Genomic DNA, 25,120 nt, shown 5'->3' with positions numbered 1-25,120 from the left:
TCCTTTTTGCGCATTTAAACTAAGCTTTTTCTCTTCGATTTAAAGTGTATTGAAAATATATTTTTAAAAAAAAATAATTTTCTGATACCCCCATGGCTATACCTTCGCCGTATATACATTAATCAACCCAAACAAACTTCTTTTTAATGGAGAAAAATGCAAAAAAGCTTTTAGATAAATACATTTCTGGTAATTGTACGCCCGAAGAGATGGCTATTGTTGAAGATTGGTACCTGCAATTACCTTTTGAAAAAGAAGCACCCCATCATTCAATTATAGCATCCAGTAAGCAAGAAGTTTGGAACCAATTAAGCCCTCGTGGTAAATCTTTAAAATTGATCACGGTTAAATGGCTTGCTGTTGCGGCAAGTATCGTTTTATGCCTTGGCGTTGGGCTTTATTTTATTGCCCAGCGTAATGCTGATCCGTTAACAGCTAAAACAGAGTTAAAAGATATTCTTCCAGGTGGAAATAAAGCGATGTTAACACTAGCAGATGGAACGGTGGTAAATCTGGATGATGCTAAAAACGGTCAGATTGCGAGCCAAAGCGGTATTATCATCCACAAGACTAAAAACGGTCAACTCGAATACATCATTAAAGAAATTCCTAATGCCCCGGTTACAGGCTCAAACACCATTAGCACGCCACGTGGCGGACAATACCAGGTAAGCCTGCCCGATGGAACGAAAGTTTGGCTTAATGCGGCCACAACCTTAAAGTACCCTTATGCCTTTGCAAAAAACGAAAGGGTAGTAGAACTTAATGGCGAAGCTTATTTTGAGGTTTCAAAAGACCATACCCGTCCTTTTAAGGTAAAAACAGATGCACAAAACATTGAAGTTTTAGGTACGCATTTCAATATTAACGCCTACAGAGATGAAGCTATTATTAAAACTACGCTTTTAGAAGGATCGGTAAAAGTGAGCAATGCCTCTCGTACTATAAACCTGCACCCGGGCGAACAATCGAAGCTAAATATAAACACAGCTAAATTAACGCTCAATCAGCAGGTTGATATTGACAAAGAAATGGCCTGGAAGAATAATATTTTCTCTTTTGATGATGATGATCTGCAAAGTATTATGCGACAGATTTCGCGTTGGTATGATGTAGATGTAGTTTATCAAGGCAAAATTACATCAGAAAAATACATAGGAGAGATACCAAGAAGCAGCAACCTGGCAGAGGTTTTTAAAATATTAGAACTTAACCACGTTCATATTGATGCTAAGGGCAGGGTATTAACCGTAACCGGAAATTAAACAAGAACGGCTTTTCTTTAAACAGCCAAAAAAATCAACCAACCAATTCACAAACTAACTAAACTTTATGATGAAAAAACTACCAGAAATTTAGCAAAGTACCTTTAAAAAAAACCGAAAGCGTGGCAACGCTTTCGGTAGAAATTTGGACAAGCAGCTTGCTTCGAAACCCAGCTGCTATTTTTTAACCTCATTCATTACAAAGGTATGAAATTAACTACCCTTTACAACCCCGTGTGCGACATGCGGAGGGTAAAGATTAAAATTTTATTGGTCATGAAATTGACTACAATTTTACTATTGGTCGGTGCCTTACATGTTTCGGCAGTCACCTTTTCCCAAACAGTAACGCTCTCTCGAAGAAAAACCTCGCTTAAACAAGTTTTTAAGGAGATAAAAAAGCAAACAGGCTATTTTTTCTTTTACAAAGGTCAATTGCTACAGGATAAACCAGATGTAATGGTCGAGTTCAATAATGTACCACTGGTAGATGCTTTGAATGCTTCTTTAAAAGATCAAAACCTGAGCTATAACATTGTTAACAAAACCATCGTGATCAGCCGTAAGGAAAATTTACCTGCTGTTGCTGCAAGCGTAGCGGTAAAAATTGAGGTTAAAGGTGTTGTTGCTGATAAAGCTACAGGTGAAACCCTTCCAGGAGTTAATGTTTCCATTAAAAACGGTGCCAGTGTAGGCATCACCAACGATAAAGGCGAATTCAAAGTCAATGTTGAAGAAGGAAGCATTTTGGTTTTTAGTTATGTGGGCTACGAGTTGTTTGAAACTAAGGTTACAGGTACTAAAACGTTAAACGTTAAGCTTACCTCTAAAATGACCCAAATGAACGATGTGGTGGTTACTGGTTATCAGACGATTAAAAAAGATAATTATACCGGTAACGCGGTTACAATATCCGGAGATCAGCTGAGGAGGGTAAATCCACAGAATTTACTGCAAAGTATAGGCACATTCGATCCTTCCTTTAAACTGATTGATAACAACCTTGCAGGTTCAAACCCAAACAGAATTCCTTCTATCAATGTTAGGGGAGCTTCTGCATTACCAAGCGGTGATGGGCAGGTGTTAAGAAGGGATGATATTCAAGGTAACGCGAACAGGCCTGTTTTTATGCTAGACGGGTATGAAGTGAGCGTGGAGAAAGTATTTGATTTGGATGTAAACAGAATTGCATCGGTTACCTCATTAAAAGATGCGGCTGCAACTGCAATCTACGGTTCGCGTGCTGCCAATGGTGTAATTGTGATTACTACTAAAACACCCTTAGAAGGGAAATTACGGGTAGAATACAATTACGAATTAAACTTCACCGCTGCAGATTTAAGTGATTACCAGGTTTTAGATGCTGCTGAAAAACTGGATTATGAAGTTTTGGCTGGGTTATATAGTTCTTCTAAACAGCAAGTTCCTCAAGATCAGCTTGATGAAATCTATTACCACAAAAAAGCTAATGTTGTTGGTGGTGTTAACAGTTATTGGTTGTCGCAACCGCTACGCAATACCATAGGCCATAAACATGCTATAAATCTTGATGGAGGATCGCAGGCATTCCGCTATAATGTAAACCTTCGGTACCAAACCAGGCCGGGAGCAATGAAAGGCTCTGAAAGAGATCAATATTCGGGTGGAATGAGTTTTCAGTATAATGTGAATAAACTTCAGTTCAGAAATGAATTGTCTATAACGCAGGTAGGTGCTACCGAATCTCCGTATGGCGATTTTTCCAGTTATGTAAGAATGAATCCTTATTATCCGTTGAAAGATGCCAATGGCATGGCGATGAGAATTTCGGATGTATATGAAAAACAAGACCGATCAAAAGAATATGTATTTAATCCATTATTTGACGCCAATTTAAGCAGCTTCAATAAATCTAAGTATACCGAAATTATCGATAACCTTTCTGCCGATTTAGAAGTAGCAAAAGACCTGAGGTTAAGGGCGCAGATGAGTGTAACTACACGATCAAATTCTGATGATATCTTCACCTCGCCACAGGCAAATAAATATTACCTGTATACCACAGATAAAATAGATGAGAAAGGGGAGTATACCAACAGGGAAATGAAAGAAACCTACTGGGATAGTAATATCAGGTTAACCTGGTTAAAGCAGATCGGTGGCAATTATTTTAACGCTCTGGTTGGTGTAAATGCCCGTACAGAGCTGCGCGACCAGAAAGAATTTACCGCTATTGGCTTTGCTAACGATCGTTTTACCAGCATAGGCTTTGCTAAAGGCTACGCCGAAGATGGAAAACCTCAAAGCAGACTCGAAAAGGCCCGTTTATTCGGTTCGTTTTTTTCGATGAACTACTCCTATAAAAATCGATATCTTATGGATGGAACCGTGCGTATTGATGGTTCTTCAAAATTCGGCGTAAACAATAAACTGGCTCCTTTTTGGTCGTTCGGATTAGGTTGGAATGTACACCAGGAAGAGTTTCTAAAAGGTAATCCTGTAATTAGCCAACTCAGGATAAAAGCCTCTACGGGTCTTACCGGTTCGGTAGAGTTCGATCCTTACTTATCAAAAACCATTTATAAGTACAATACAGGAAACTGGTATTCATCTGGTATTGGTGCCGGTGTAAACAGTTATGGAAATGAAAACCTTGGATGGCAAAAAACAAGGATGACGGATATTGGTATCGACATTGGACTTTTTAAAGATCGGGTAATGATTATGCCAAGGATATATAAGAAATTTACCAAAGATATTTTAGCCGATATCACTTTACCTCCTTCAACAGGCTTTTTATCTTATAAAGAAAACCTTGGCGACATGGAAAACAAAGGTGCGGAGTTGGGGATAACAGTAGATGCCTTAAGAAGCAAAGACTGGTCGGTAAATCTGAATGCGAATATGGTTACCAACAGAAATAAGGTGGTAAGGATCTCAAACGCTTTAAAGAAATACAATGACAGGGCAGACGAATTACAATCTTTAAAGCCTGGCGACGGTGGCTACAGGGGAATTCCTTTGCTTAGATTTAGCGAAGGGCAACCATTTAATGCCATTTATGGTGTGCGTTCGTTAGGTATAGATCCGGAAAACGGACGTGAATTATACCTGAAAAAAGATGGTACACTTACCTATGATTACGATAAGAGAGATTATGTTGTAATTGGCGATCCTAATCCTAAAGTGAGCGGCTACTTTGGTGGAACGGTTAACTACAAAAGGTTTAGCCTGTATGTGCAGTTTCAGACTTTTTTCGGTGGCGATAAATACAACCTTACCCTAGTAGAGCGTGTTGAAAATGCCGACCCAAGGTATAACGTTGATAAACGTGTATTTGAAGAAAAGTGGAAGCAACCAGGCGACCTGTCTTTTTATAAAAACATAGCAGATAATGGCGAAACTGATGTAAGCTCGCGATTTATCCAGCCTGATAATCTGATCAACCTTCAATCAGTCAACTTTTCTTATGATATGAATAAAAAAATCGCGTCAAAATTATCGATGTCGAGTCTCATGTTTCAGGTAACGGCAAATGACGTGGTGCGTTGGTCATCAGTAAAAGAAGAAAGGGGAATTAATTATCCATTTACCAGGAGTTTAACCTTTTCTGTCAGAGCAGCTTTCTAAGCTATATTATTTAACGAATTTAAAATATAAAAATATGAAGATTAGATTGTTAATCTGCCTCATCTTAATAACAGGATTATTTAGTTCCTGCAAGAAATGGCTGGAAGTTGAGCCGGAATCAGAAATAGCTGCTCCAATTTTATTCAGTACCGAAAGTGGTTTTATGGAAGCCATAAACGGTGTGTATAACCGCAGTACGGAATCGGATCTGTATGGTAAAGAGCTTACGTTTGGTACAACAGAGGTACTTGCCCAAAATTTTTCGATGCGTGAAGACGGACAGGATTACAGACAAACCTCATTGTATAATTACAAACATGGTGAGTTTATCAAACGCAAGGATAAAATATGGGCTGGTTTATACAATGCAATTGTTAACTGTAACCTGATCCTGGAAAATGTAGATGCAAAAAAGAACATTTTTAATGGCAACAATTATGCTATTGTTAAAGGAGAAGCGCTTGCCTTAAGAGCCTATTTGCATTTCGATCTGTTGCGTCTTTTTGCTCCTTCTTATCTGAGAAATCCTTCTGCAAAAGGAATTCCTTACGCTAACAAATACACAAAAGAGATTACGCCGGTTTCCAGTGTATCAGAAAGTATTAATCTGATCATCAAAGATTTGGAAGAATCGAAACAATTATTGGTTGCAGATCCGATTCGGAGTGCCGGTTATATTGTAAATTATCCTTTAGTTACTGATACGCTGAAAAATACAGAAGAGAAGAGCTCAAGTCTTTTCTTGCAAAACAGAAGGCACCGTTTAAATTATTATGCAGTATGTGGCACGCTTGCCCGGGTTTATCTGTATAAAAACGATAAAGTTAAAGCCTTACAAAATGCTAAAGAGGTAATCGACTCAAAAAAATTCCCATGGACATCAAAAAGTGATTTTGAGGCATTCGAAGATTCGAAGAAAGATCGTATTCTATACAAGGAACTCGTTTTTGGATGGTATATACCAGGTGCTGCAAAAGAGATAAAAGACAATTGGTTTCGAAGTGGTACCAGTGGATTTTATTTGATTGAGGATGCCGCAGATTATATCTATGAAAAGGCAACAGCGGGAGCAAGTGATTCCCGTTATAAATACTGGTTGTCTGCTACCTCCAGTCAATCATCAAGATCTTACGATATCGTTAAATACCGCAGAAATCCCTTAAGTACCGAGGCTGGTGCAAATTTACATTACCTCATGGCTCCTGCAATCAGGCTTAGTGAGATGTATTACATCGCTGCCGAGTGTTCCTATGCAAATAATCCCACGGCCGCAGTTAATTACCTAACACAGGTTCGTGAAGCGAGGCAAATAGGTGATCCTTTGACCATAAACAACGAAGAGGATTTATTAAAAGAACTGCTTAAAGATGCCCGTAAAGAATGGTTAGCAGAAGGCCAGCTTTTCTATATGTATAAAAGGCTCAATAGAGGGATTGTAGGACAAACAGGTGTAATTATTCCGGCTTCCGATAACATTTTCGTGCTTCCTCTTCCTAACGACGAGGTTGTTTATGGTGGCAGATAAAACAATTTGAAATTTATTAATAGCAAATTATGAAAATATACATATTAATATTCGCAATCATTTGCCTTGTTTCTTGCAAGAAAGCAGAAGAGATGCGTTTTGATCACAATGCTAATGTTTATTTCGACATTTATAATGGAGATAAAGACAGTATAGTAAAAACCTTTGCCTATAATCCTACACGTGCTCAGGATACCGTGTGGCTACCGGTACGTTTATCCGGAATCAGAACAGACGCAGAAAGGAAATTTAGTGCGCGGGTAGATACTGATTCCTCAACTGCCACTCCTGGTCTGCACTACGAAGCTTTGAAACCGCAATATTCCATTCTTCCAAATAGGGGAATAGGTTATATTCCTGTGGTGATTTATAACAAGGATAAGGAACTTGAAAACAGATCGGTTTCGATATTGATTAAATTAACGGGCACTTCAGATCTGGGCATCGAAAATCCTTACCTGATCAGGGCAAAAGTTGTATTCTCCTCCAAATTGGAAAAACCAGGTTGGTGGGATAGCTGGCCGCTTCCTCCTTATTCGAGAACCAAACACGAGTTATTTATTCTGGTAACCGGGCAAACCTCCCTGACTACCGACGGACTTGATGCACCGAAAAACCTGTATTATATAGGCTTATTAACCACGATGTTAAATAATCCATTTAATTGGGTAGCCAAAAATGCAGCAAAAGGTTATGTAATCGAAGAGGTAACTGCAAGCAATACCAATAGCTATTATTTCTATAACAAGAGTAACCCGTCCAAAAAAACGCTTTTGAGGAAAAACATGCAGAATGGTAAATATTATTTTATAGACGAAAATGGCAATGAGGTTATTTAAATATAGAAACATGAACATTAAAAAATTAATTTTATTAATAGCTGGTGTGGTTTCTTTAGCCGCATGTCATAAAGACTTAGGTAATTACGATATCGATATGCCTGTTGAGCCTAAACTGGCCAACCTGGATTCTGTTTACACTGCAAGTGTTGGGGATAGTTTGATCATCAAACCAAAAATAGAAGGTGTGGATGCTGCCAATGTAGAACTTCAATGGAAAATTAGTGTAATGGAAGGGAATGATGTTCTGTATACCGGACCAGCTCTGAGGATCATATTTGGTTTGCAGGCTAAAAGATATGCAGCCCGTCTTACTGTTTATAACAAAGCAAATGGGATGAAATATTTCCATAATTTTTACGTAGACGGTGGTACCGAATTTGCCAGCGGTACAACGGTATTGAGTGTTGAAAATGGGATCACACAGTTTTCATTTGTAAAGCCAGATGGTAGCGTGCAGGCACGTTTGTACAGGGCTATGCAGGGGAAAGATTTGCCTGTAAACCCCACAAATTTATTTCTGCTAAAAAATACATTTACAAATAACTTATTGGGATACTGGATCATTACAAAAAACGGTGGAATCAGGTTGGAGCCGAATACCATGCAGGAAGATCCGAAATATCCTAACACCCTTAAAGATAACTTTTTTACATCGCCAGATGATTTGGAGGTAGGTTCATTTATTTCGCATCCTCAAGGGGTAATGATGGGCGTTGTAAATGGCAAATTTTACGGTGGAACAACAAGCACATGGGACCAGGCAGCTACTTATGGAATGTTCGGCTTACCTGCTGATGGTGATTATGAGCTGGCTCCTTCTTTTGTGATGAGCTTTACGCAAACAGCTACTTATTTTATTGGATTCGACAAAAACAGAAAGCAATTTGTGCGGATCAATCTTTATGGAGCACCTGTTTATTTTGGTACCCAATACTCCGTTACCACAACAACTGCCTTCGATCCTTTAAATGTGGGGATGGATCTTATTCATTTGGAGCAACTTAATAACGCAGATTGTTTTGCATACTGTAAAGGAACCGATGGAAAGATTTATGAATTAAAGTTTAATGTTCAGTTTAACGGGCCGTTTACCTTTACGCCTCAACATAAACGTCTTTTTATACGTCAGGACTTAATTAACGAAAATACAAAATGGAGTGGTGCTAAAAATGGAGTAATTTATATTGCCAATGGCAGTAAAGTTTATCGGTATAATCCCGTAAATGAAGAGCTTAGGGAACTGGCCACCAGCTTTAGTGGAAAAACGATTTCTATGTTAAAACTTAGCGAAGACGAAGAAACCTTGATGGTAGGAACAGAAGAAACCGTTTCTTTTCTAAATATTGCTACAGGAATGAACGGTATATTCATCAACAAGATTGAAGGTATTCCAGGTGCTCCTGTAGATATCGCAATCAGAAAATAACCTTAGTCCATGCTTAGGCTTTTAAAAAGTTTAAGCATGGACATTATAACCATAAAAAAACATACAAATGAAAATCATAAAATTAGCCATTTTGGCTCTTTTATTCCCGGTTCTAACCTGGGCACAAGCACCAAATTTTAGTTTAACAGGTAAAATAGGTTCTTTGGGTGCACCAGCAATGGCTTATATCGATTACATGGATAACGGTGTAAGTCATGAAGATTCAGTAGCCCTGGTTAACGGAAATTTTAAATTTACAGGGCATATTTCTGGCAATGCCTATGCCCGTATGGCCCTCGATCATACTGGTGGTGGTAAAGGGAAGGCAGTTTACACAGGTGATGTAATTTACTTTTATTTCGGGAAAGAGCAAGTTACGATTAGCTCGAAAGATTCTTTAGAAAATGCTGTTTTTGCGGGCTCAAAGGTGTATCAGGAATATGATGCCTATAACAAAGCCATTGGGGGGACCATTATGGCGCTAACCAAAGCTGTAAATATCGATTTTAACAGGGGAACACCCGAACAGCAAAAAGATACTGCTTACATGAAAGCGGTAGATCTGCGCTTCAGAAGAAATATACAAAACAGAACAGATAAGCAGTTTCAATTTGCTAAAGAACATCCAAATTCTTACTTCGCCCTGGTGGCGCTCTCAGAAGCTGCAGGAAGTAAGGTGGATGTAGGCAAGGTTGAGCCTGTTTTCAATGCATTAAACAAAGCGTACCGCGAAACCGACATGGGCAAAGAACTGGCGCAGCGTATTGCTGCAAGCGATATTACCGCTGTTGGAAATGTAGCGCCGCTTTTTACCCAGAACAATGTGGTAGGCAAGCCAGTTTCATTAGCCAGTTTAAAAGGAAAAGTGGTGCTTGTTGAGTTTTGGGCAAGCTGGTGCAGCCCGTGTAGGGCAGAGAACCCTAACCTGGTAAAACAATATCAAACCTATAAAGATAAAGGCTTCGAAATTATCTCAGTTTCATTAGATAATGTAAAAGAACGTTGGTTAGAAGCAATAGAAAAAGACGGTTTAGATTGGATTCATGTATCTGACCTTAAAGGCTGGAACAACGAAGTAGGCCGTTTATATGGTGTGCGTGCTGTACCTGCCAGTTTTCTGGTAGATGCTCAGGGCAAAATTATCGGAAATGGTCTTCGTGGTGAACCATTAAACAAAAAACTCGCTGACATTTTCAATTAATTATTGGCTGAACTGATCTGGATGATGAAAAAGATTTTAACCGTATGCCTGATGTTGCTTTCACTGTTCTCATTTGGAACTGCGAAACATCAGGATAAAATTGCATTAAAGGTTTTGTATGTGGGTTATAATCCCGACAGGCCTATGCCAAAAAATGTAGTCTACTATTCTACAGCACCAAACATCCTTGAAAGAATATACAAAACCAGAATGGCAGATTTTAAAGCCTTTCTGGAACAGCGTTTTATCGGGGTTAGGGTAGTGGATGTAGCCGATTACAAGGTAGAAATGTCTGATGAGGTTGATGTAACTTTAATGGACGCCGGGCCAGTGGTACTGCCGCCAGATTTTAGCCGCCCCATGGTTTTACTGCATGCTATGGCGCCCAACGTAGGTTTGCCCTTAGGGTTAAAGTTCGATTGGTATTGCCAGTGTTTAGATGATGAAGCTTTAAATATGAAAACCGGGCATCCCATTTTTAACACACCCAATGCCGTAAAACTTAGCATGGTAAAAAAGCCAACTCCAAGTTCTTTTTTTAATGGCCATCAGGGTGCAGAAACACCAAAGCAAATGGATAGGTGGCGGGTGGTAAAACAGGGATTCTCTGCTAAAGAGCCTTATTTGATCGGTATGGTTTCGCACGGAGAAGGATTTAACGATTCGCCTGATGCGGAAACTATTTCAGGTGGTGTTTGCCTCAAAAATGCCGAAGCAGTAGCTTTAGGCCGTCAGGGGAATTACTTTATGTGGGGTTTTGCAGGATCGCCTGATTACATGACGGACGAAGCTAAGGATGTTTTTGTGAATACCATTTGTTACATCAAAAAATTCGATCATCTCCAGGCTATTGTTAAAAAAGTGCAGATCGAAACCCGTAGCGGTGTAGATGAACTAATTTATCGGTTGAACAAAGATCTTTATAACCAGGCTATTGTTTCAAGACGGGAAGGTAATCTACGGATGCTGAAAATGCAGCAGGAATTAAAAGACAAAAAGGCAAAAGGAGAAGATATTGGCCATGGTAACGAAATGTTTTTGAAAATGCCCGTTACAAATGATACCCAATCTTTTGAAGATTATGTAAAGGGTTATGCCGGCGATAGTTTGTTTGCCATTTATGGCACTAATATCAACTTATATCACAAATACTACCGTCAAAATTATGAATATTTCTATCCTTCAGGTGTATACACGCTTCAGCTGGATCGCGATGCGCAAAAACTTGGTATCTCTAACCGTAAAGTAGCCCTGTTAGATAAATGTGTGAGTTTATTGGAAGCAAACAAAGATGTAGCAATGGCGCAACGCTTATTGGAACGTTATACCACCGAAAAGTTTAATGCAGCTTCTGATTGGAGAAAATGGCTCAATCAAAACCGTAATAACCTGTTTTATACCGAATCAGGTGGTTTTAAATTCATGGTCAATACTTACGGGAAAAACATTCCTGTTGCCCGGCAACAAAGTTACCAATTGCCAAAAGCGATTATAAGTGATGAACCTACCACAGCCGATCCGGTTGCGATTTCAGCCAGGTTTATTCCGGGTAATGGAGATAAAAAAGACAGTTTACTTATCGAAGCCAAAATTTTAAAAGGCTGGCATATTTATGCTTATGTATCTAAAGATAATCCATTTGTGGTTACCGAAACCAGATTGGAACTTCCTGAAGGTGCAGTGGCCGATAAAGAATGGAAAACAACAGCAGCTATTCCTTATCCGGGCAATGAGGGCATGTTTATTTTTGAAGGAAAGGCAAACTTTAGGATAATGGTCGATTACAGCAAGGCAAAAGCTGGTACTAAAATTAAATGTGGCTTATACTATCAGGTGTGTGATGATAACAAATGTTACCCACCGAAAGAAAAAATATTGGAGATACTTATTTAAACTATCTATGCGCTCGGCATGGCCGGTAAAATGGCCTTGCCGTTTTTCTAACCTTTAACTTAAAATATGAAACCTTTTTTAGGGCTTTGCCTCCTGGCTTCTTTGTGTGTGCTTGCACGTATTTCTGTATCGGCACAAACCGCTGTGAACAAAGTTGATTCCTTGCACAATAGGCTTTTATCAGAAATGATTGCCGTGCCTGCTCCCAATTTTACCTTAAAAGACCTCGATGGAAATGTAGTATCGTTAAAAGACCTCAAAGGAAAGGTAATTGTGCTCGATTTCTGGTCGACATGGTGCGTGCCCTGTAAAAAATCTTTTCCGGCTATGCAACTGGCTGTTAATGCTTATAAAAATGATCCATCGGTAAAGTTCTTATTCATCCATACCTGGGAAACCAGTAAAACACCAATTGAAGATGTAAAAAAATACCTCGCACAATCAGGTTTTAATTTTCAGGTGCTGATGGATCTGAAAGATGGGGCAGGGCGTAACGCTGCGGTTGAAGATTATGGCGTAAGTGCCATCCCGGCAAAATTCGTTATCGATAAAGCAGGCAAAATTATATTTAAACTAACGGGTTTCAAGGGAACCGATGCCGCTGCACTCGAAGAAATTTCTGAGCGGATTACATTGGCAAAAAATCATAATTAATAATGAATAACTATAGCAGGGTATTAACAATAACCTTGGTGATGCTGTTTAACCTGAATGCTATCGCGCAGAAAAAGCAGGTTGCTAAATTTCAGTACACCATTGCCCAGGCAGTAAAAAAAGCATATTCCGCAAGTGTGCGGATGTGGGGTTTCGATGTACAGCAAAATCAAAGAACCAGCGGCCAGTTTAGTGGCGTGGTAGTAAGTGCCGATGGTTACATCTTAACAGCAGCACATACCATTTTGCCGGGTAAAAATTATAAGGTTTTTTTTCCTGACGGACGTGAATGTATTGCAATGGCTCTGGGGAAAATAGAGAACAAAGGAACCCCAGGTATTCCGGATGTAGGCATGATGAAAATTACAGATAAAGGTGCCTATCCATTTGCAGAGATGGGTTATTCATCAAGTTTGGTTAAAAATGAACCATGTATCAGTATTTCCTATCCCGAAAGTCTGAACCAAACCCTACCAACCCTAAGATTGGGCAGTATTGCAGAAGTGAAAAATGAATATGGTTTTATCCGCTCAACCTGCAAAATGGAACCGGGTGATTCTGGCGGGCCTTTATTTGACTATTATGGCCGTGTAATTGGGTTACACAGTGCCATTGATGTTTCGGAAGAAATGAATTTCGAAATTCCTGTTGACCTTTATCGTCGCTATTGGACGGCTTTAAACAGCGAAAGACTTTATACAGCTTTCCCGGAAAAGAAGGATAGTGTGAAAACAGATCCCTTATCTTTGCTATTACAGAAAGAAAGTAAGCAAAAGGCTTTACATCCGGATTTTGTTGTAACAGGGATTAAAAACAGTTGTTTTGCCATCAAAAGTGTAATAAAAGGACAAAACCAGAAGATTAATGCCTGTTTATTAAATATTAAAACACCAAGCGGCGCTCAAAAACAGTTTTTACTGAGCAAAAATACCATGGTTGGCGAAGAAGTGCAATGTGATATTAATGGAACAACAGTGCCGGTTAAGCTAATTGCAAAAGACGAGGAGAACGACCTGGTTTTATTTGCGCTTGAACGGCAAATAAACGGTGGGATTGATTTAAATATTGCTGATACCGATACCGTTAAAATAAATATGGGTAAACTTCTTTATAGCGTAGACCCAGCTGGCAAAGTGATACGCAGTGTGTTAGGCAGTACGCAATTTAATTTGCCGAAAATTAACAGCCAGCCTTATTTGGGTGCGATGGTGGTATACAATTCGAGTCCGGTTCTGTTCTCCTTAATTAAAGCGGACAGCCCGGCAGAAAAAGCAGGTATAAAAGTTGGCGATGAACTGATCAGCATTAACGGAAAACTCATCAAAAAGGCAAGTGAATTTGCACCCGAAATATTAAAATATTGGGCAGGAGATGAGGTCACTTTTGAATGGACAAATGCATCTGGTAAAATGAACAAAACTTTTAAGCTTGATGGAAGGGGGCAATCGGTATTCAATCACCCGGCAGAGAAATTTGAAGGCGGGAAATCAGAACGAAGAGATGGATTTAATGCTATTTTTACACACGATGCCGCCATTAAAGCAAATGCTTGCGGATCGCCTGTTTTTGATTGGGAAGGTAGTTTTTATGGGATTAACATCGCGAGGTTTAGCAGAACAACCACGATAGTGGTTCAAAAGAAAACGATCATAGAATTTGTTTTGAAGACTATTCAGTAGCTTAGTTGTCGCCACAGAAACACAGAAGTCACAGAGTTTATAGTGGTCGGTGTCTCATCGACCAATGCGTGAATTTATTGCCTAGAATATATTCCGGCCGATAAGAACTGACTAAACCTAAGCGCACTGCACCTGTTTTACAAAAGCGATACATTATGCATTATTATTTGGAGCGGCTTACCCGTGCAACTGTTAAAGTTTGTTCCCGTGCTTCGCTGTATCCCTCCGCTGCGCTTTAGGGATGCCGCTACGCCCGGGGCTAAACACGCTTTTTCTGCAAGGAACCTAATTACCTGCATTACTTTCGGTGAGTTCGCTTTAGGATCGGTCCGGTGTAGATTCCGTTCCACAATCCCTGGTTAAATAAACCTTATTGTAGCGGCTATCCTTTTTGTTACAAGACTAATTGTTTATTTAGTTCATTCACAAAAAGATAGAAGCGGAAAGAAGGACTGTCTGAACCGAAGAGCGCTACATCTGTTTTCCAAAAACGATACATAATCCATTTTTGGAGCGCATTGTCTGTGCAACTATTGAAGTTTTTTCCCGTGCTTCGCTGTATCCCTCCGCTGCGCTTCGGGGATGCCGCTACGCCCGGGGCTAAACACGCTTTTTCTGCAAGGAACCTGATGCATACGTAATTACCTGCATTACTTTCGGTGAATTCGCTTTAGGTTCGGCGTAGATTCCGTTCTACAATCCCTGGTTGAATAAACCTTATTGTATCGGCTATCCTTTTTGTTGTAAAAATAATTGTTTTATGTAGCTCATTCACAAAAAGATAGAAGCGGAAAGAAGGACTGCCTGAACCTAAGAGTGCTGTACCTGTTTTCCAAAAAAAATATATATTATGCATTATTGTTTGGAGCGGCTTGTCTGGACGACTGTTAAAGTTTTTCATCCTATTAGCCGGTGTCTCACCGGCCAACGCTTTATTTCTTTTTTTAAAACACCAACAGATAAGAAGATTCTTCACTGCGTTTAGAATGACAACTAAGGAATAAAACCATGATGCCTATTTCTTCAACAGCGTATCAATCTCTGTATTAAATTCTTTCAAAAATTCATCATAAAATTTACCGGTGGCCGGGCCATTAAAACCTGTATGAATTTGTGCTACATTACCTTGTTTATCAATAATTATCGTGGTTGGAAACGATAAAAATGAATCAAGCGCAGGCAATGATTCAGATACTACTTGTTTGTCCGCTGTACCTGCCAATACCTGGTCATATTCGATACCAAAACGGTCTCTGAAACGGGTCATTACTTTCTTTGCATATTCAGGCTCCGTTGAACGTTCATAATGTAAACCGATAATTTCTACACCGCGGTTTTTGTTCTTTTTGTACCATGGCGCCATAAAAGTAACTTCGTCAACACAATTAGGGCACCAGCTACCTGTGATGGTTAAAATCACAACCTTGTTTTTATATTTTTCATCCTTTAACGAAATCTTTTTGCCGTTTACATCAGGAAAGCTGAAATCAAGCGTTTTGTATCCTTTTTTCAGGTAGGTAAGTTTGTAAGGATCGGGCAGGGCAGCATCTTTGTTTTTGGTTCCGGTAAAAGCCTGACTTCCCCTTGCACCCAAAATTTCACCACTTAAAGTACCGTCTGGCTGAAAGGTGCCTTTATAGTAAGAAGGAGAGGAGCCGATGAAACTCGAAAGCTGGAATTCATTGCCTTCTACCACGCCTTCAAGATAACGAGAATCGCCGGTTACACGTAAAAATGTGCCGGTAAGTTTGTTTCCTGTTTGCTTAAATAAACCTACTGTTTTTTCTTCCTTACCATTTGTCGATGTAAAAACCACATCATAACTTCCAGAATAGTCTGCTGTGGCAGGTTTATCAGTTTTGAAACGATAATTTTTTCGCTCGGCAATAATTATCAAAGGTTTGCCAGTTTTATCCTGTTTTCTTAATGCGCCGGTTAGTTGATCACCAACTATAGCAAATGCAAGTTCGTTATCAAACTGATCCAGTTTGACAAAAAGTGAATCGGCAGTTTGTTTTACCCGACCACCTTCGAAACTTTCTTCGGCATTGCGGAAATATAATTTCTGTTGACCGCTTTTTTCGTTGATTTCGAAATTAAAAGGGATTTCTAATCCTTCCTTTACTTTCGCTATACCACGCCAATGGCCCAGCGCAACAAATGCTTTTGCTTTTTTTTCTTTGATTGTTGCTTGTTGGCGATTGGCCAATACAGCCTGTTGTTGCGCAAAGGTTAAAGAGGTTGATATGGCCAGTATGGCGGTAAATATGGATTTTAGGTTCATCGGGACGTGTGTTAATCGACTAAATTAGTCGACAAATATACGGGCGGAATAACCAAATAAAAAATATTTCATTAAAAATCTATAAAAACTATAGGATAAATGGAATTAATTATACCTTTGCCCCAGTTATTTTAAAATACTTATCAAGAAAGGCGGAGGGAATGGCCCTGTGAAGCCTTAGCAACCATCTAATTTATAGAAATGGTGCTAATTCCATCCTGGATGAATCTGGGGTAGTTAAGTCAGTTGTTTGCATTATCCTTATCAAAATATATGGAGCACTTCTGATTTAAGGGGTGCTATTTTTTTGCCCTGACGCTGCTTTTGATAAGTAAATATGTTTTATAGAAAATCATTGAAATGAAAAAAACAGACGAGTTAAAATCCATTGATGCAAACCCTAATGCATATTTCCGAATGCGCACGCCCTGTTAAAATTGCTCCGTTTTAACAGGCCCATTTGATCTAACCACTCCATTTTATTTTTAATAAAACACGTTTATTAACTGTTTAGGAGTCGTTTTGCCCAGATTTTTATCTTTTAACTAATTTTTAAACATACACATGATCAAACTTTTTAAATCAATACCACTCATCTTACTGCTCTTTATTACGCAGCAGGTATTTGCTCAAAATGTCACCATTACCGGAACGGTAAAATCGGCGGATGGCGAAACACTGCCAGGCGTTTCTATTCTTATCAAAGAAACCAAACAAACCACTATTTCTGATGGTAAGGGCGTTTTTTCTATCAGTGCGCCTGATCAAGCCATTTTAGTATTTTCATACATTGGCTTCAAAACTCAGGAAATACAAATCAACAAAAATGCTGGCCCAATTTCGGTCATTCTTCAACCCAGCGATAATGCGCTTGACGAAGTGGTAGTAACGGCTCTTGGTATTTCAAGGGAGAAAAAATCTTTGGGTTATGCCGTTCAGGAATTGAAAGGAGACCGTGTAGCCGAAGCTAAAGAATCTAACCTGGTAAATGCATTGGCTGGAAAAATAGCTGGGGTTAGGGTAACGAACAGTCAGGGGAGTATGGGATCATCTCGCGTAGTCATCAGAGGAGAAACATCTATAGCCGGAAATAACCAGCCTTTATTTGTGGTTGATGGAATTCCGGTAGATAACTCGCAGTTGAATTCGGCTGGGGCCAGGGATTACGCCAATACCATTTCAGATATCAATCCGGAGGACATCGAATCGATGAGCGTCCTAAAAGGACCAAATGCAGCTGCATTATATGGCTCGAGGGCTGCAGCAGGGGTGATCCTCATTAAAACCAAAACAGGTAAATCGAAAAAAGGATTGGGCATTGCCATTAATTCAAACGCGGTTCTAGAAACTTTGCTCACCCTGCCGGTTTATCAAAATGCTTTTGGTCAGGGATCAGAAGGTAAGTTCAGTTATGTGGATGGCGCTGGTAAAGGTATTAATGATGGGGTAGATGAGAGCTGGGGACCAAAACTGGATGGTAGGTTAATTCCGCAGTTTTATTCCAAAGGGGTGCCTGTTCCGTTTGTAGCCCATCCGGATAACGTACGCGATTTCTTTCAAACGGGATATTCCTTAAATAATGGGGTATCTGTTGCAGATGCTGGCGAAAAATACGACTTCCGATTATCGTACAATAACCTGAAACAAGTAGGTATAGTACCAAACTCCGGACAGGGCAAAAATTCGTTTGTATTGAATACCACAGTAAAAGTAACACCTAAATTAACTTTAACCGCAAACGCAAATTACAGCAAACTTAATTCTGATAATTTACCAGGAACGGGTGGATCAAGATCAACCAGTACCATGTTGCAGTTTACCTGGTTCGGCCGTCAGGTTGATATTAACCAGCTAAAAAACTATTTGGATGAAAATGGAAAAACGTTTAACTGGAATAATAGCTATTACAGCAATCCATATTGGGTAGCTTACGAAAATACAGTTTCGCAGAACCGCAGTCGGATTATAGGTAGTTTAGCCCTTAATTATAAAATTATTGATGGCCTTGATTTCAATTTCAGATCGGGTACGGATTATTACAACGATAGGCGTAAAGTTAGAATCGCTTATGGTACGAACGGAACACCTTTTGGATCTTACACCGAAAGTGCCTTTACGGTAAGCGAGAATAATACCGACGCAACCTTAAACTTTAACAAACAGTTAAACGATGATTTTAGCTTAGAATTATTGGGTGGCGGTAACATCCGCAGGCAATATATTGAGCAGAATGATCAAAGTGCACCTAAACTGGCCATCGCCGGACTTTATACCCTTAAAAACTCTCGTGATCCCTTGATTTCATCCAATAATTTATCGCGTTTAAAATCATATAGCGTTTATGCATCAGGTCAGATCGGTTTCAGAAATTACCTTTTCGCCAACATCACGGCACGTAACGATTGGTCGTCTACTTTGCCTGCGCAGAACAGGTCTTATTTTTACCCGTCATTTAACGGAAGCTTTGTAGCAACCGAAGCATTTGACATTAAAAGTGAAGCACTTAATTATTTGAAAATACGTGGGGGCTGGTCTAAAGTAGGTAAAGATGCAGATCCTTATCGTTTGATCAATACTTACGCATTTAGTGCGCCATTTAACGCAAACCCTCAACTTACCACAAGTAATATCGACCTTAATCCTAACCTCAAACCAGAAACTACCACTTCAACAGAACTGGGCGTTGAGGCGGTGTTCTTTAACAAAAGGTTACGTTTCGATTTAAGTGCATACAATACCAATAGTTACAATCAGATTTTGGCTGCCGATGTAAGTCAAAGTACCGGATTTAGCTCAAAACTGCTTAATGCCGGAAAAATAAATAACAAGGGTATAGAAGCACAATTGGGCATCACCCCAGTCAAAAAAACTTTTACATGGGATATTGATTTCAATTTCGCTGCAAACAGGAGTAGGGTAATTGAACTCGATGCGGAGAAATTATTAACGAATTACATTGTAGCAACCAATTCAGCGCAGGTAATTGCTACCGTCGGACAACCTTATGGATCACTTTTCGGAACAGCCTTTTTAAGAGATGGCAATGGAAATATTATTGTAAATGCCACTGGTGCACCAGCTACAAACCCAACCAAACAGGTATTGGGAAAATATACACCAGATTGGATTGGCGGTGTGTACAATACCTTTACGTATAAAGGTATAAGTTTAGGCGTATTGGTTGATGCGAGTATTGGTGGTTCTATTTATAACGGTACTTATGCAACAGGTACTTATACTGGTGTTTTGGCTTCTACGCTTCCGGGAAGAGCAGCAGAATATGGTGGTATTTCTTACTATTATCCAGATAATAAAAAGGAAAATGGCACCGTAAGAGTAAACGGAACCGCTCCGGCAGGTGTAACGGTTTATGATGACGGAATTGTTTTTGATGGCGTAACCGCAGATGGCAAACGCAATGAAAAAGTTTTACCTGCCCAACAATATTATAAATCGTTTAGGAATATTGATGAAGCAAATATATTCGATGCCTCTTACGTTAAGCTTCGTGAAGTTAAGCTTAGTTACAATTTGCCGGCCAAATGGATTCGTCCCCTAAGTTTGCAAGGCGTTTCTGTATCACTTGTTGGTCGTAACCTTTGGATTATTCACCGCAATACAGTAGATATTGATCCCGAAGTAGCCTTTAATACGGGCAACGGACAGGGGTTGGAAAGCCTTTCTAACCCAAGTACTCGCAGTTACGGTATTAACCTGAATGTTAAATTTTAAATCTTACCATCATGAAAAATAAAAACCTATATATACTGGCCATTCTGGCAATTGCATTTTCATCTTGTAATAAAGAGCTCGATGAGGTGAATATTAATCCGAATGCTCCAGAAATTCCACAACCTGATTATTTACTTACGGGCACCACTAAAACTACAGCTGATGCATATTGGGGGGTAACCAATAATATGAACTCAAGCCTGCTTTTTGCACAACATTGGGCTAAAGTTCAGTATACGGAAGAAGATCGGTTTATCTTTTCGAACAGTAGCTTTAGCTCTTTATGGTCTACCGGATACGCACAAAGTATTGCTGGCTTTAATAAAATTATCGAGTTGGGCGATGCTCAAGGTAATCCAAATTATAAAGGTGTAGCCCTGGTACTGAGATCGTGGGTATTTTTATTGCTTACCGACGCTTACGGGGATGTACCATATACGCAGGCCGGAAAAATTAAACAGTTTGTTACACCAGTTTACGACAAGCAAAAGGATGTTTATTACGGTATTCTTAACGATTTAAAAACTGCTCAGGCAGCTTTAGATCCAGCTTCAGGAAAAGTTGTAAGCGGTGATCTGATTTATAGTGGTAATATTGCTTTATGGAAAAAGTTTGCCAATTCTTTACGTCTTCGTATCGCTTTACGCATTGCGGATAAAGAGCCGGCTAAGTCTAAACAGGTAATTGATGAAATATTTGCAGAAGGTGGCGCTTATATTAATAGCAAATCAGAGAATGCGCAATTGTTCTACAGTGATTCGCCACAGCAAAATCCGGTAGCTGCCTCATTCGAAACCAGAAATGATTACCGGATCAGCAAAACAATCGTAGATAAACTTTTTGCGCTTAATGATCCAAGACTGCCAGTTTATGCAAGCAAAACTGATAATGTAACACCTCAAACGTATGTAGGTATTCCGAATGGCTCAACAAATTCAGAAGCCAGTGCAATCGGTTTGGCAAATTCTTCCAGACCAGGAACTTATTTTTTAGCACCAAAAGCACCTGCTGTAATTTTTAGCTATGCCGAACTGCTTTTTGATAGGGCTGAAGCCGCTGCTAGAGGCTTTACTACAGAAAATGCAGCTGATCTATACAAACAGGCCATCAGGGCATCATTTGATCAATACAGTATAGGTGGAAGTGCTGTTGATGATTATATCAATCAGGCTGCGGTACAATATGATGCTGGTAATTATAAAAAAACAATCGGTGAACAAAAATGGATTGCTTTGTTTGGTCAAGGATTAGAAGCCTGGGCCGAGCAAAGAAGATTAGATTATCCGCAATTAACAGCGTCTGTTAATACGGTGTTGAATGGCAAAATTCCGGTACGTTTTATTTATCCTGGTTCTGAACAATCGTTAAACGGACAGAATTATAAAAATGCGGTAAGCAGCCAAGGTGCAGATTTATTAACCACTAAGCTTTGGTTTGATACTTTTTAGTGCTAATTCGTAAAAAAAAAGAGGAAGTGTCTTTAAATGCGGCAGGCTTTAAGATTCCCGTTTGCGCGGGAAAGACGATCGCTCTGTAACAAAAAACGTCCCGGTTTTAAATCGGGACGTTTTTTTTGAGTCAGAGAAATAGATATTTAGCCTCTTCAGGCTCTTTATTTCTACAAGGTATTCATCTCGCTAAATCTTCAGCGGCGTTACTCACCCTTGATTTCAGGTCTTCTGTATAACCTTTTGCTTTATCGGCCCACTGCGGTGCACGATCAAATAATTCGTCAACGATCGATTGTCCGGTAATTGGATCTTTTTTCGTGATATATTTTACGCCTGCGTACACTGCAGTGCCAATAATTGCTGTTCTTAAAATTCCCATGTTCTTTTCTTTTTTAAATAAACATTTTGATACTGTTAAAAGTTTTAGACAATTCTAAATAACTGTTGTTACAAATGCGCTTAGTTGACTTTGCATTAAACGTTCAATTTACCACCACAAAAGGACGGAGACCACAGGTAAATTAGAGATCCTGCGGTTTAAAAAAGAAAAATGACACGATGCAAAAAAAAGCGGATGAACAGGTCGTAAGATGTTCATCCGCTTTCTCCTTATAAATTATTTATGCCTGCTTTTCATTCGCCTCATTTACACTGTGAGGCTTTCGCATTTATAAAAATTAGTTACTTATCTTTTTTATTGCCACCACCAAATACAGAAAAGTGTACATAACGCTTAGGATTAGCTTTCAAATCGATCATTAATTCATCGAGATTTTTTGAAGCATTATTTAAATTCTGGTACATTTTATCGTCGTTTAGTAATAGTCCTAAACTACCTTTTCCATCTTTAATTCCAGAAATTACGCTTTGTAAATCGGCAATAGCATTGTTTGCATTATCTAAAGTCTGTTTAAAATTAGCAGCAGCAAACTTATCAGTAACTGTATTAATATTAGTTAAAATATCACTGATTTTTTGGTTATTGTTATTTAAGTTAGCAGTAATGCCTTCAACATTTTTAAAGATGGCTTCGATACGGGCGCTTTCCGACCCTACTAAACCGTCAACTTTTTTCGATGTTGTTTCTAACGAAGCCAATGTACCCGCAATGCTATTAAAGCTTTTATCAACGTTTTTCTGAAAGTTAGGGTTCAGGATAGAATTAACACTACTTAAAATAGAGTCCATTTTACCGATGATTAATTCCGCTTTCTTTTGAACGGGCTGTACCTGCTCCATTAAACCTTTTTCTACATTAGCGTTTAAGGTAAAACCATCCTCTGCCATTTTTTTAGAGTTACCTAACGACATTACAATAGCCTTACTACCCAAAAGATCTGTACCTTCTAAGCGCGCAATACTGTTTTCGGGAATTTCGTACTTGCTGTTTACACTTAATGTAGCAATGATACTGCCATCTCCCTGTAGCTCCAATTTGGCCACGCGGCCAATTTGATAACCATTAATGAGGATAGGTTTTGATACAGTCAAACCGTCAACCCTGGTATATTTTGCATATAATGTAGTTTCACTTGAGAAAATTGAATTTCCTTTTAAAAAATTATATCCAATTATTAATAAAGCAATGGCAAATGCAGCTAAAATACCTACTTTGGTTTCGTTCTTAATCTTCATGAGTGTTTTATTTAATGGCTACAAGTGCTGAAGTATTTTTTCTTCACTTGTTAGAGCGTCATATTTTTTTATTGTGCTAAACCCTATAAATACATAAAGGAGGCACTATTTGTTTGGTATCCGATTTATATTTTTTTCAAAGTTAAAATAACTATCATTTATAATGCCACTTATTTAACTTCAATATTTTTTTTGTATGTTTTTATTGCTTCCAAAATAGAATTGGCGATCTCGTTCTGTCCATTCTGCGAATTAATATATTTTTCTTCTTCTGTATTTGAGATAAAACCTACTTCTGTTAAAACTGCAGGCATACCACAACGTTGCAATACCAAAACGCCCTGTTCTTTAACACCACGGCTAAAACGTTCATCCCGTTTGATATAACTGTTCTGTATTAGTTTGGCAAATCTAATACTTTTGTCTCGAAAGGTATTTTTTAAAAGCGATAAAAGAATAAAACTACTCGGGTTACCTGGATCGTAACCATCGTACTTACTTTTGTAGTTCTTTTCCAGTTTAATATCGGCATTCTCACGTATGGCCGCATCTTGTTCCTTTAACCGGTGCGATCCTGCAACCAATGTTTCTACTCCTTTGATATGTTTATTACCCGGAGGCATTGAATTACAATGTACAGATATAAAAAGATCTGCATTAGCTTCATTCGCTATTTCCGCCCGTTTATATAAATCAACATCTATATCTGTTTTACGCGTGAAAATTACTTTAATTTCAGGCATTTCATCATTTAATAATGCACCTAATTTCAATGCAACCTTTAACGAAATATCCTTTTCTTTCGAAAAACTACCTGAGGCTCCGGGTTTTCTGCCACCATGACCGGGATCAATAACAATTGTTCTGATTTTATAACCTTGAGCGGATACTTTTTCAGCAACCAGTAACGAAAATAAAAGTATTGTAATCAGAAGTTTAATCTTCATGCATGCGGGATCTTAAAATGATGTTTCGGCTATCCGTTTATAATTCTTAATCGCTTTAATAATGCCACTCACAATTTCGTTTTGTCCTTCAGCAGAGTTCATATAGTCTTCTTCTTCCGGATTACTCACAAAACCTATTTCTGTTAATACGGCAGGCATTGCTGCACGGGCCAGAACGGCAAGGCTTTTCTCCTGTACGCCCCGGTTGATACGGCCAGCATTAACATATTCTTGCTGAAGCATCGAAGCAAACTTTAAACTTCTATCTCTATTGGTTTGTTTCATTAAAGATAACATAATATCGCTTTCAGGGGTATTCGCAATAAAACCCTCATAGTTTTTCTGATAGTTCTCTTCCAGAAACATCGATGCATTTTCACGTTTGATCACTTCATCCTGCTCACCTAAACGTCTCGTACCAGATACAAAGGTTTCTGTTCCCCTTGTTGAAGTACTCTTAGAGGTAACGGTTCTGTAAACAGGTACTTTTCTGCCTCTTACTTTTTTATAATAGTCTACCACTCTCGATACCCTAACCGGCATATCATTCAAGTGAATGGATATAAATAAATCGGCCTTTGCATTATTTGCAATATTGATACGTTCATATAAAGGAATAAATACATCCGACTCACGGGTGTAAATCACTTTAATATCTTTCAAACTATCCTGAAGCGCGCGGCCAAGGTTTAATGCCGTTTTAAGTGCAACATCTTTTTCCTTCGAATACACACCGTGAGTTGCACCATCTTTACCACCGTGACCGGCATCGATCACAATTGTTTTAATTTTATATTCTTGTGCAAACGCCTGATTATCAAATGAATTTGATAACACTAAATAAATAATAATTGTTAAAATGGATTTAAGATACATCAATGGTATATTTTTCACTAATTTTGAACGTTTTTGATTAAACATCTGTGCAAAAATAACATTCAAACACGAATTTGAAACTCCTTAAGAGCTCTATTTTA

The 25,120-nt window shown here is 38.9% G+C and carries 16 protein-coding genes and 1 riboswitch; of the genes, 11 read left to right on the top strand and 5 right to left on the bottom strand.

Annotation, left to right across the window (positions count from 1 at the left end):
- The first annotated feature begins 146 nt into the window (after positions 1-146).
- From FFJ24_RS11195 to FFJ24_RS11155, 9 genes are all read left to right on the top strand, one after another.
- On the top strand, positions 147-1,265 hold the full coding sequence (locus FFJ24_RS11195; RefSeq protein ID WP_138821581.1) for a FecR family protein: 1,119 nt from the start codon (positions 147-149) through the stop codon (positions 1,263-1,265).
- 276 nt (positions 1,266-1,541) lie between these two features.
- On the top strand, positions 1,542-4,874 hold the full coding sequence (locus FFJ24_RS11190; RefSeq protein WP_138821580.1) for a SusC/RagA family TonB-linked outer membrane protein: 3,333 nt from the start codon (positions 1,542-1,544) through the stop codon (positions 4,872-4,874).
- Positions 4,875-4,908: 34 nt separating this feature from the next.
- On the top strand, positions 4,909-6,399 hold the full coding sequence (locus FFJ24_RS11185) for a RagB/SusD family nutrient uptake outer membrane protein (RefSeq protein ID WP_138821579.1): 1,491 nt from the start codon (positions 4,909-4,911) through the stop codon (positions 6,397-6,399).
- A 29-nt stretch (positions 6,400-6,428) separates the two neighbouring features.
- Positions 6,429-7,238 carry a DUF4843 domain-containing protein gene (locus FFJ24_RS11180; protein ID WP_138821578.1) on the top strand — a complete coding sequence of 270 codons (810 nt, stop codon included), beginning with the start codon at positions 6,429-6,431 and terminating at the stop codon, positions 7,236-7,238.
- A gap of 10 nt (positions 7,239-7,248) precedes the next feature.
- Entirely contained in the window at positions 7,249-8,667 is a 1,419-nt protein-coding gene (locus FFJ24_RS11175) for a PKD-like family lipoprotein (protein WP_168202456.1), read from the top strand.
- 67 nt (positions 8,668-8,734) lie between these two features.
- On the top strand, positions 8,735-9,868 hold the full coding sequence (locus FFJ24_RS11170) for a TlpA disulfide reductase family protein (RefSeq protein WP_138821576.1): 1,134 nt from the start codon (positions 8,735-8,737) through the stop codon (positions 9,866-9,868).
- 21 nt (positions 9,869-9,889) lie between these two features.
- A complete protein-coding gene (locus tag FFJ24_RS11165) occupies positions 9,890-11,761 on the top strand; it encodes a protein-disulfide reductase DsbD domain-containing protein (RefSeq protein ID WP_138821575.1) in 1,872 nt (623 codons plus the stop codon).
- A gap of 66 nt (positions 11,762-11,827) precedes the next feature.
- Positions 11,828-12,415, top strand: a complete 588-nt coding sequence (locus FFJ24_RS11160) for a TlpA family protein disulfide reductase (protein WP_138821574.1) — start codon at positions 11,828-11,830, stop codon at positions 12,413-12,415.
- A gap of 2 nt (positions 12,416-12,417) precedes the next feature.
- Positions 12,418-14,094, top strand: a complete 1,677-nt coding sequence (locus FFJ24_RS11155) for a S1C family serine protease (RefSeq protein WP_138821573.1) — start codon at positions 12,418-12,420, stop codon at positions 14,092-14,094.
- Positions 14,095-15,109: 1,015 nt separating this feature from the next.
- On the opposite strand, the gene FFJ24_RS11150 is transcribed toward FFJ24_RS11155, so the two are convergent.
- Positions 15,110-16,378, bottom strand: coding sequence for a peroxiredoxin (locus FFJ24_RS11150; protein ID WP_138821572.1), 1,269 nt, complete (start codon positions 16,376-16,378; stop codon positions 15,110-15,112).
- 137 nt (positions 16,379-16,515) lie between these two features.
- A riboswitch (SAM riboswitch) is annotated at positions 16,516-16,622 on the top strand.
- Positions 16,623-16,942: 320 nt separating this feature from the next.
- Between FFJ24_RS11150 and FFJ24_RS11145 the strand changes: the two genes are divergently transcribed.
- Positions 16,943-20,110 (top strand): SusC/RagA family TonB-linked outer membrane protein, encoded by a 3,168-nt coding sequence (locus FFJ24_RS11145; protein ID WP_138821571.1) that lies wholly within the window; start codon positions 16,943-16,945, stop codon positions 20,108-20,110.
- Positions 20,111-20,121: 11 nt separating this feature from the next.
- Positions 20,122-21,558: a SusD/RagB family nutrient-binding outer membrane lipoprotein gene (locus FFJ24_RS11140; RefSeq protein ID WP_138821570.1), complete on the top strand. Its 1,437-nt coding sequence runs from the start codon at positions 20,122-20,124 to the stop codon at positions 21,556-21,558.
- A gap of 181 nt (positions 21,559-21,739) precedes the next feature.
- On the opposite strand, the gene FFJ24_RS11135 is transcribed toward FFJ24_RS11140, so the two are convergent.
- The 4 genes from FFJ24_RS11135 to FFJ24_RS11120 all read right to left on the bottom strand — a co-directional run bounded on the left by FFJ24_RS11135 (position 21,740) and on the right by FFJ24_RS11120 (position 25,019).
- Entirely contained in the window at positions 21,740-21,940 is a 201-nt protein-coding gene (locus tag FFJ24_RS11135) for a YtxH domain-containing protein (protein ID WP_138821569.1), read from the bottom strand.
- A gap of 302 nt (positions 21,941-22,242) precedes the next feature.
- The gene (locus FFJ24_RS11130; RefSeq protein WP_138821568.1) at positions 22,243-23,196 is read right to left on the bottom strand and encodes an MlaD family protein; all 954 of its coding nucleotides are present in this window, start codon (positions 23,194-23,196) and stop codon (positions 22,243-22,245) included.
- A gap of 170 nt (positions 23,197-23,366) precedes the next feature.
- On the bottom strand, positions 23,367-24,143 hold the full coding sequence (locus FFJ24_RS11125) for an N-acetylmuramoyl-L-alanine amidase (protein WP_138821567.1): 777 nt from the start codon (positions 24,141-24,143) through the stop codon (positions 23,367-23,369).
- A 12-nt stretch (positions 24,144-24,155) separates the two neighbouring features.
- Positions 24,156-25,019 carry an N-acetylmuramoyl-L-alanine amidase gene (locus FFJ24_RS11120; RefSeq protein WP_138822336.1) on the bottom strand — a complete coding sequence of 288 codons (864 nt, stop codon included), beginning with the start codon at positions 25,017-25,019 and terminating at the stop codon, positions 24,156-24,158.
- Positions 25,020-25,120 lie beyond the last annotated feature (101 nt).

The organism is Pedobacter sp. KBS0701 (assembly GCF_005938645.2).
Classification (GTDB): domain Bacteria; phylum Bacteroidota; class Bacteroidia; order Sphingobacteriales; family Sphingobacteriaceae; genus Pedobacter.
This window is presented reverse-complemented; position numbering and strand designations above follow the sequence as displayed.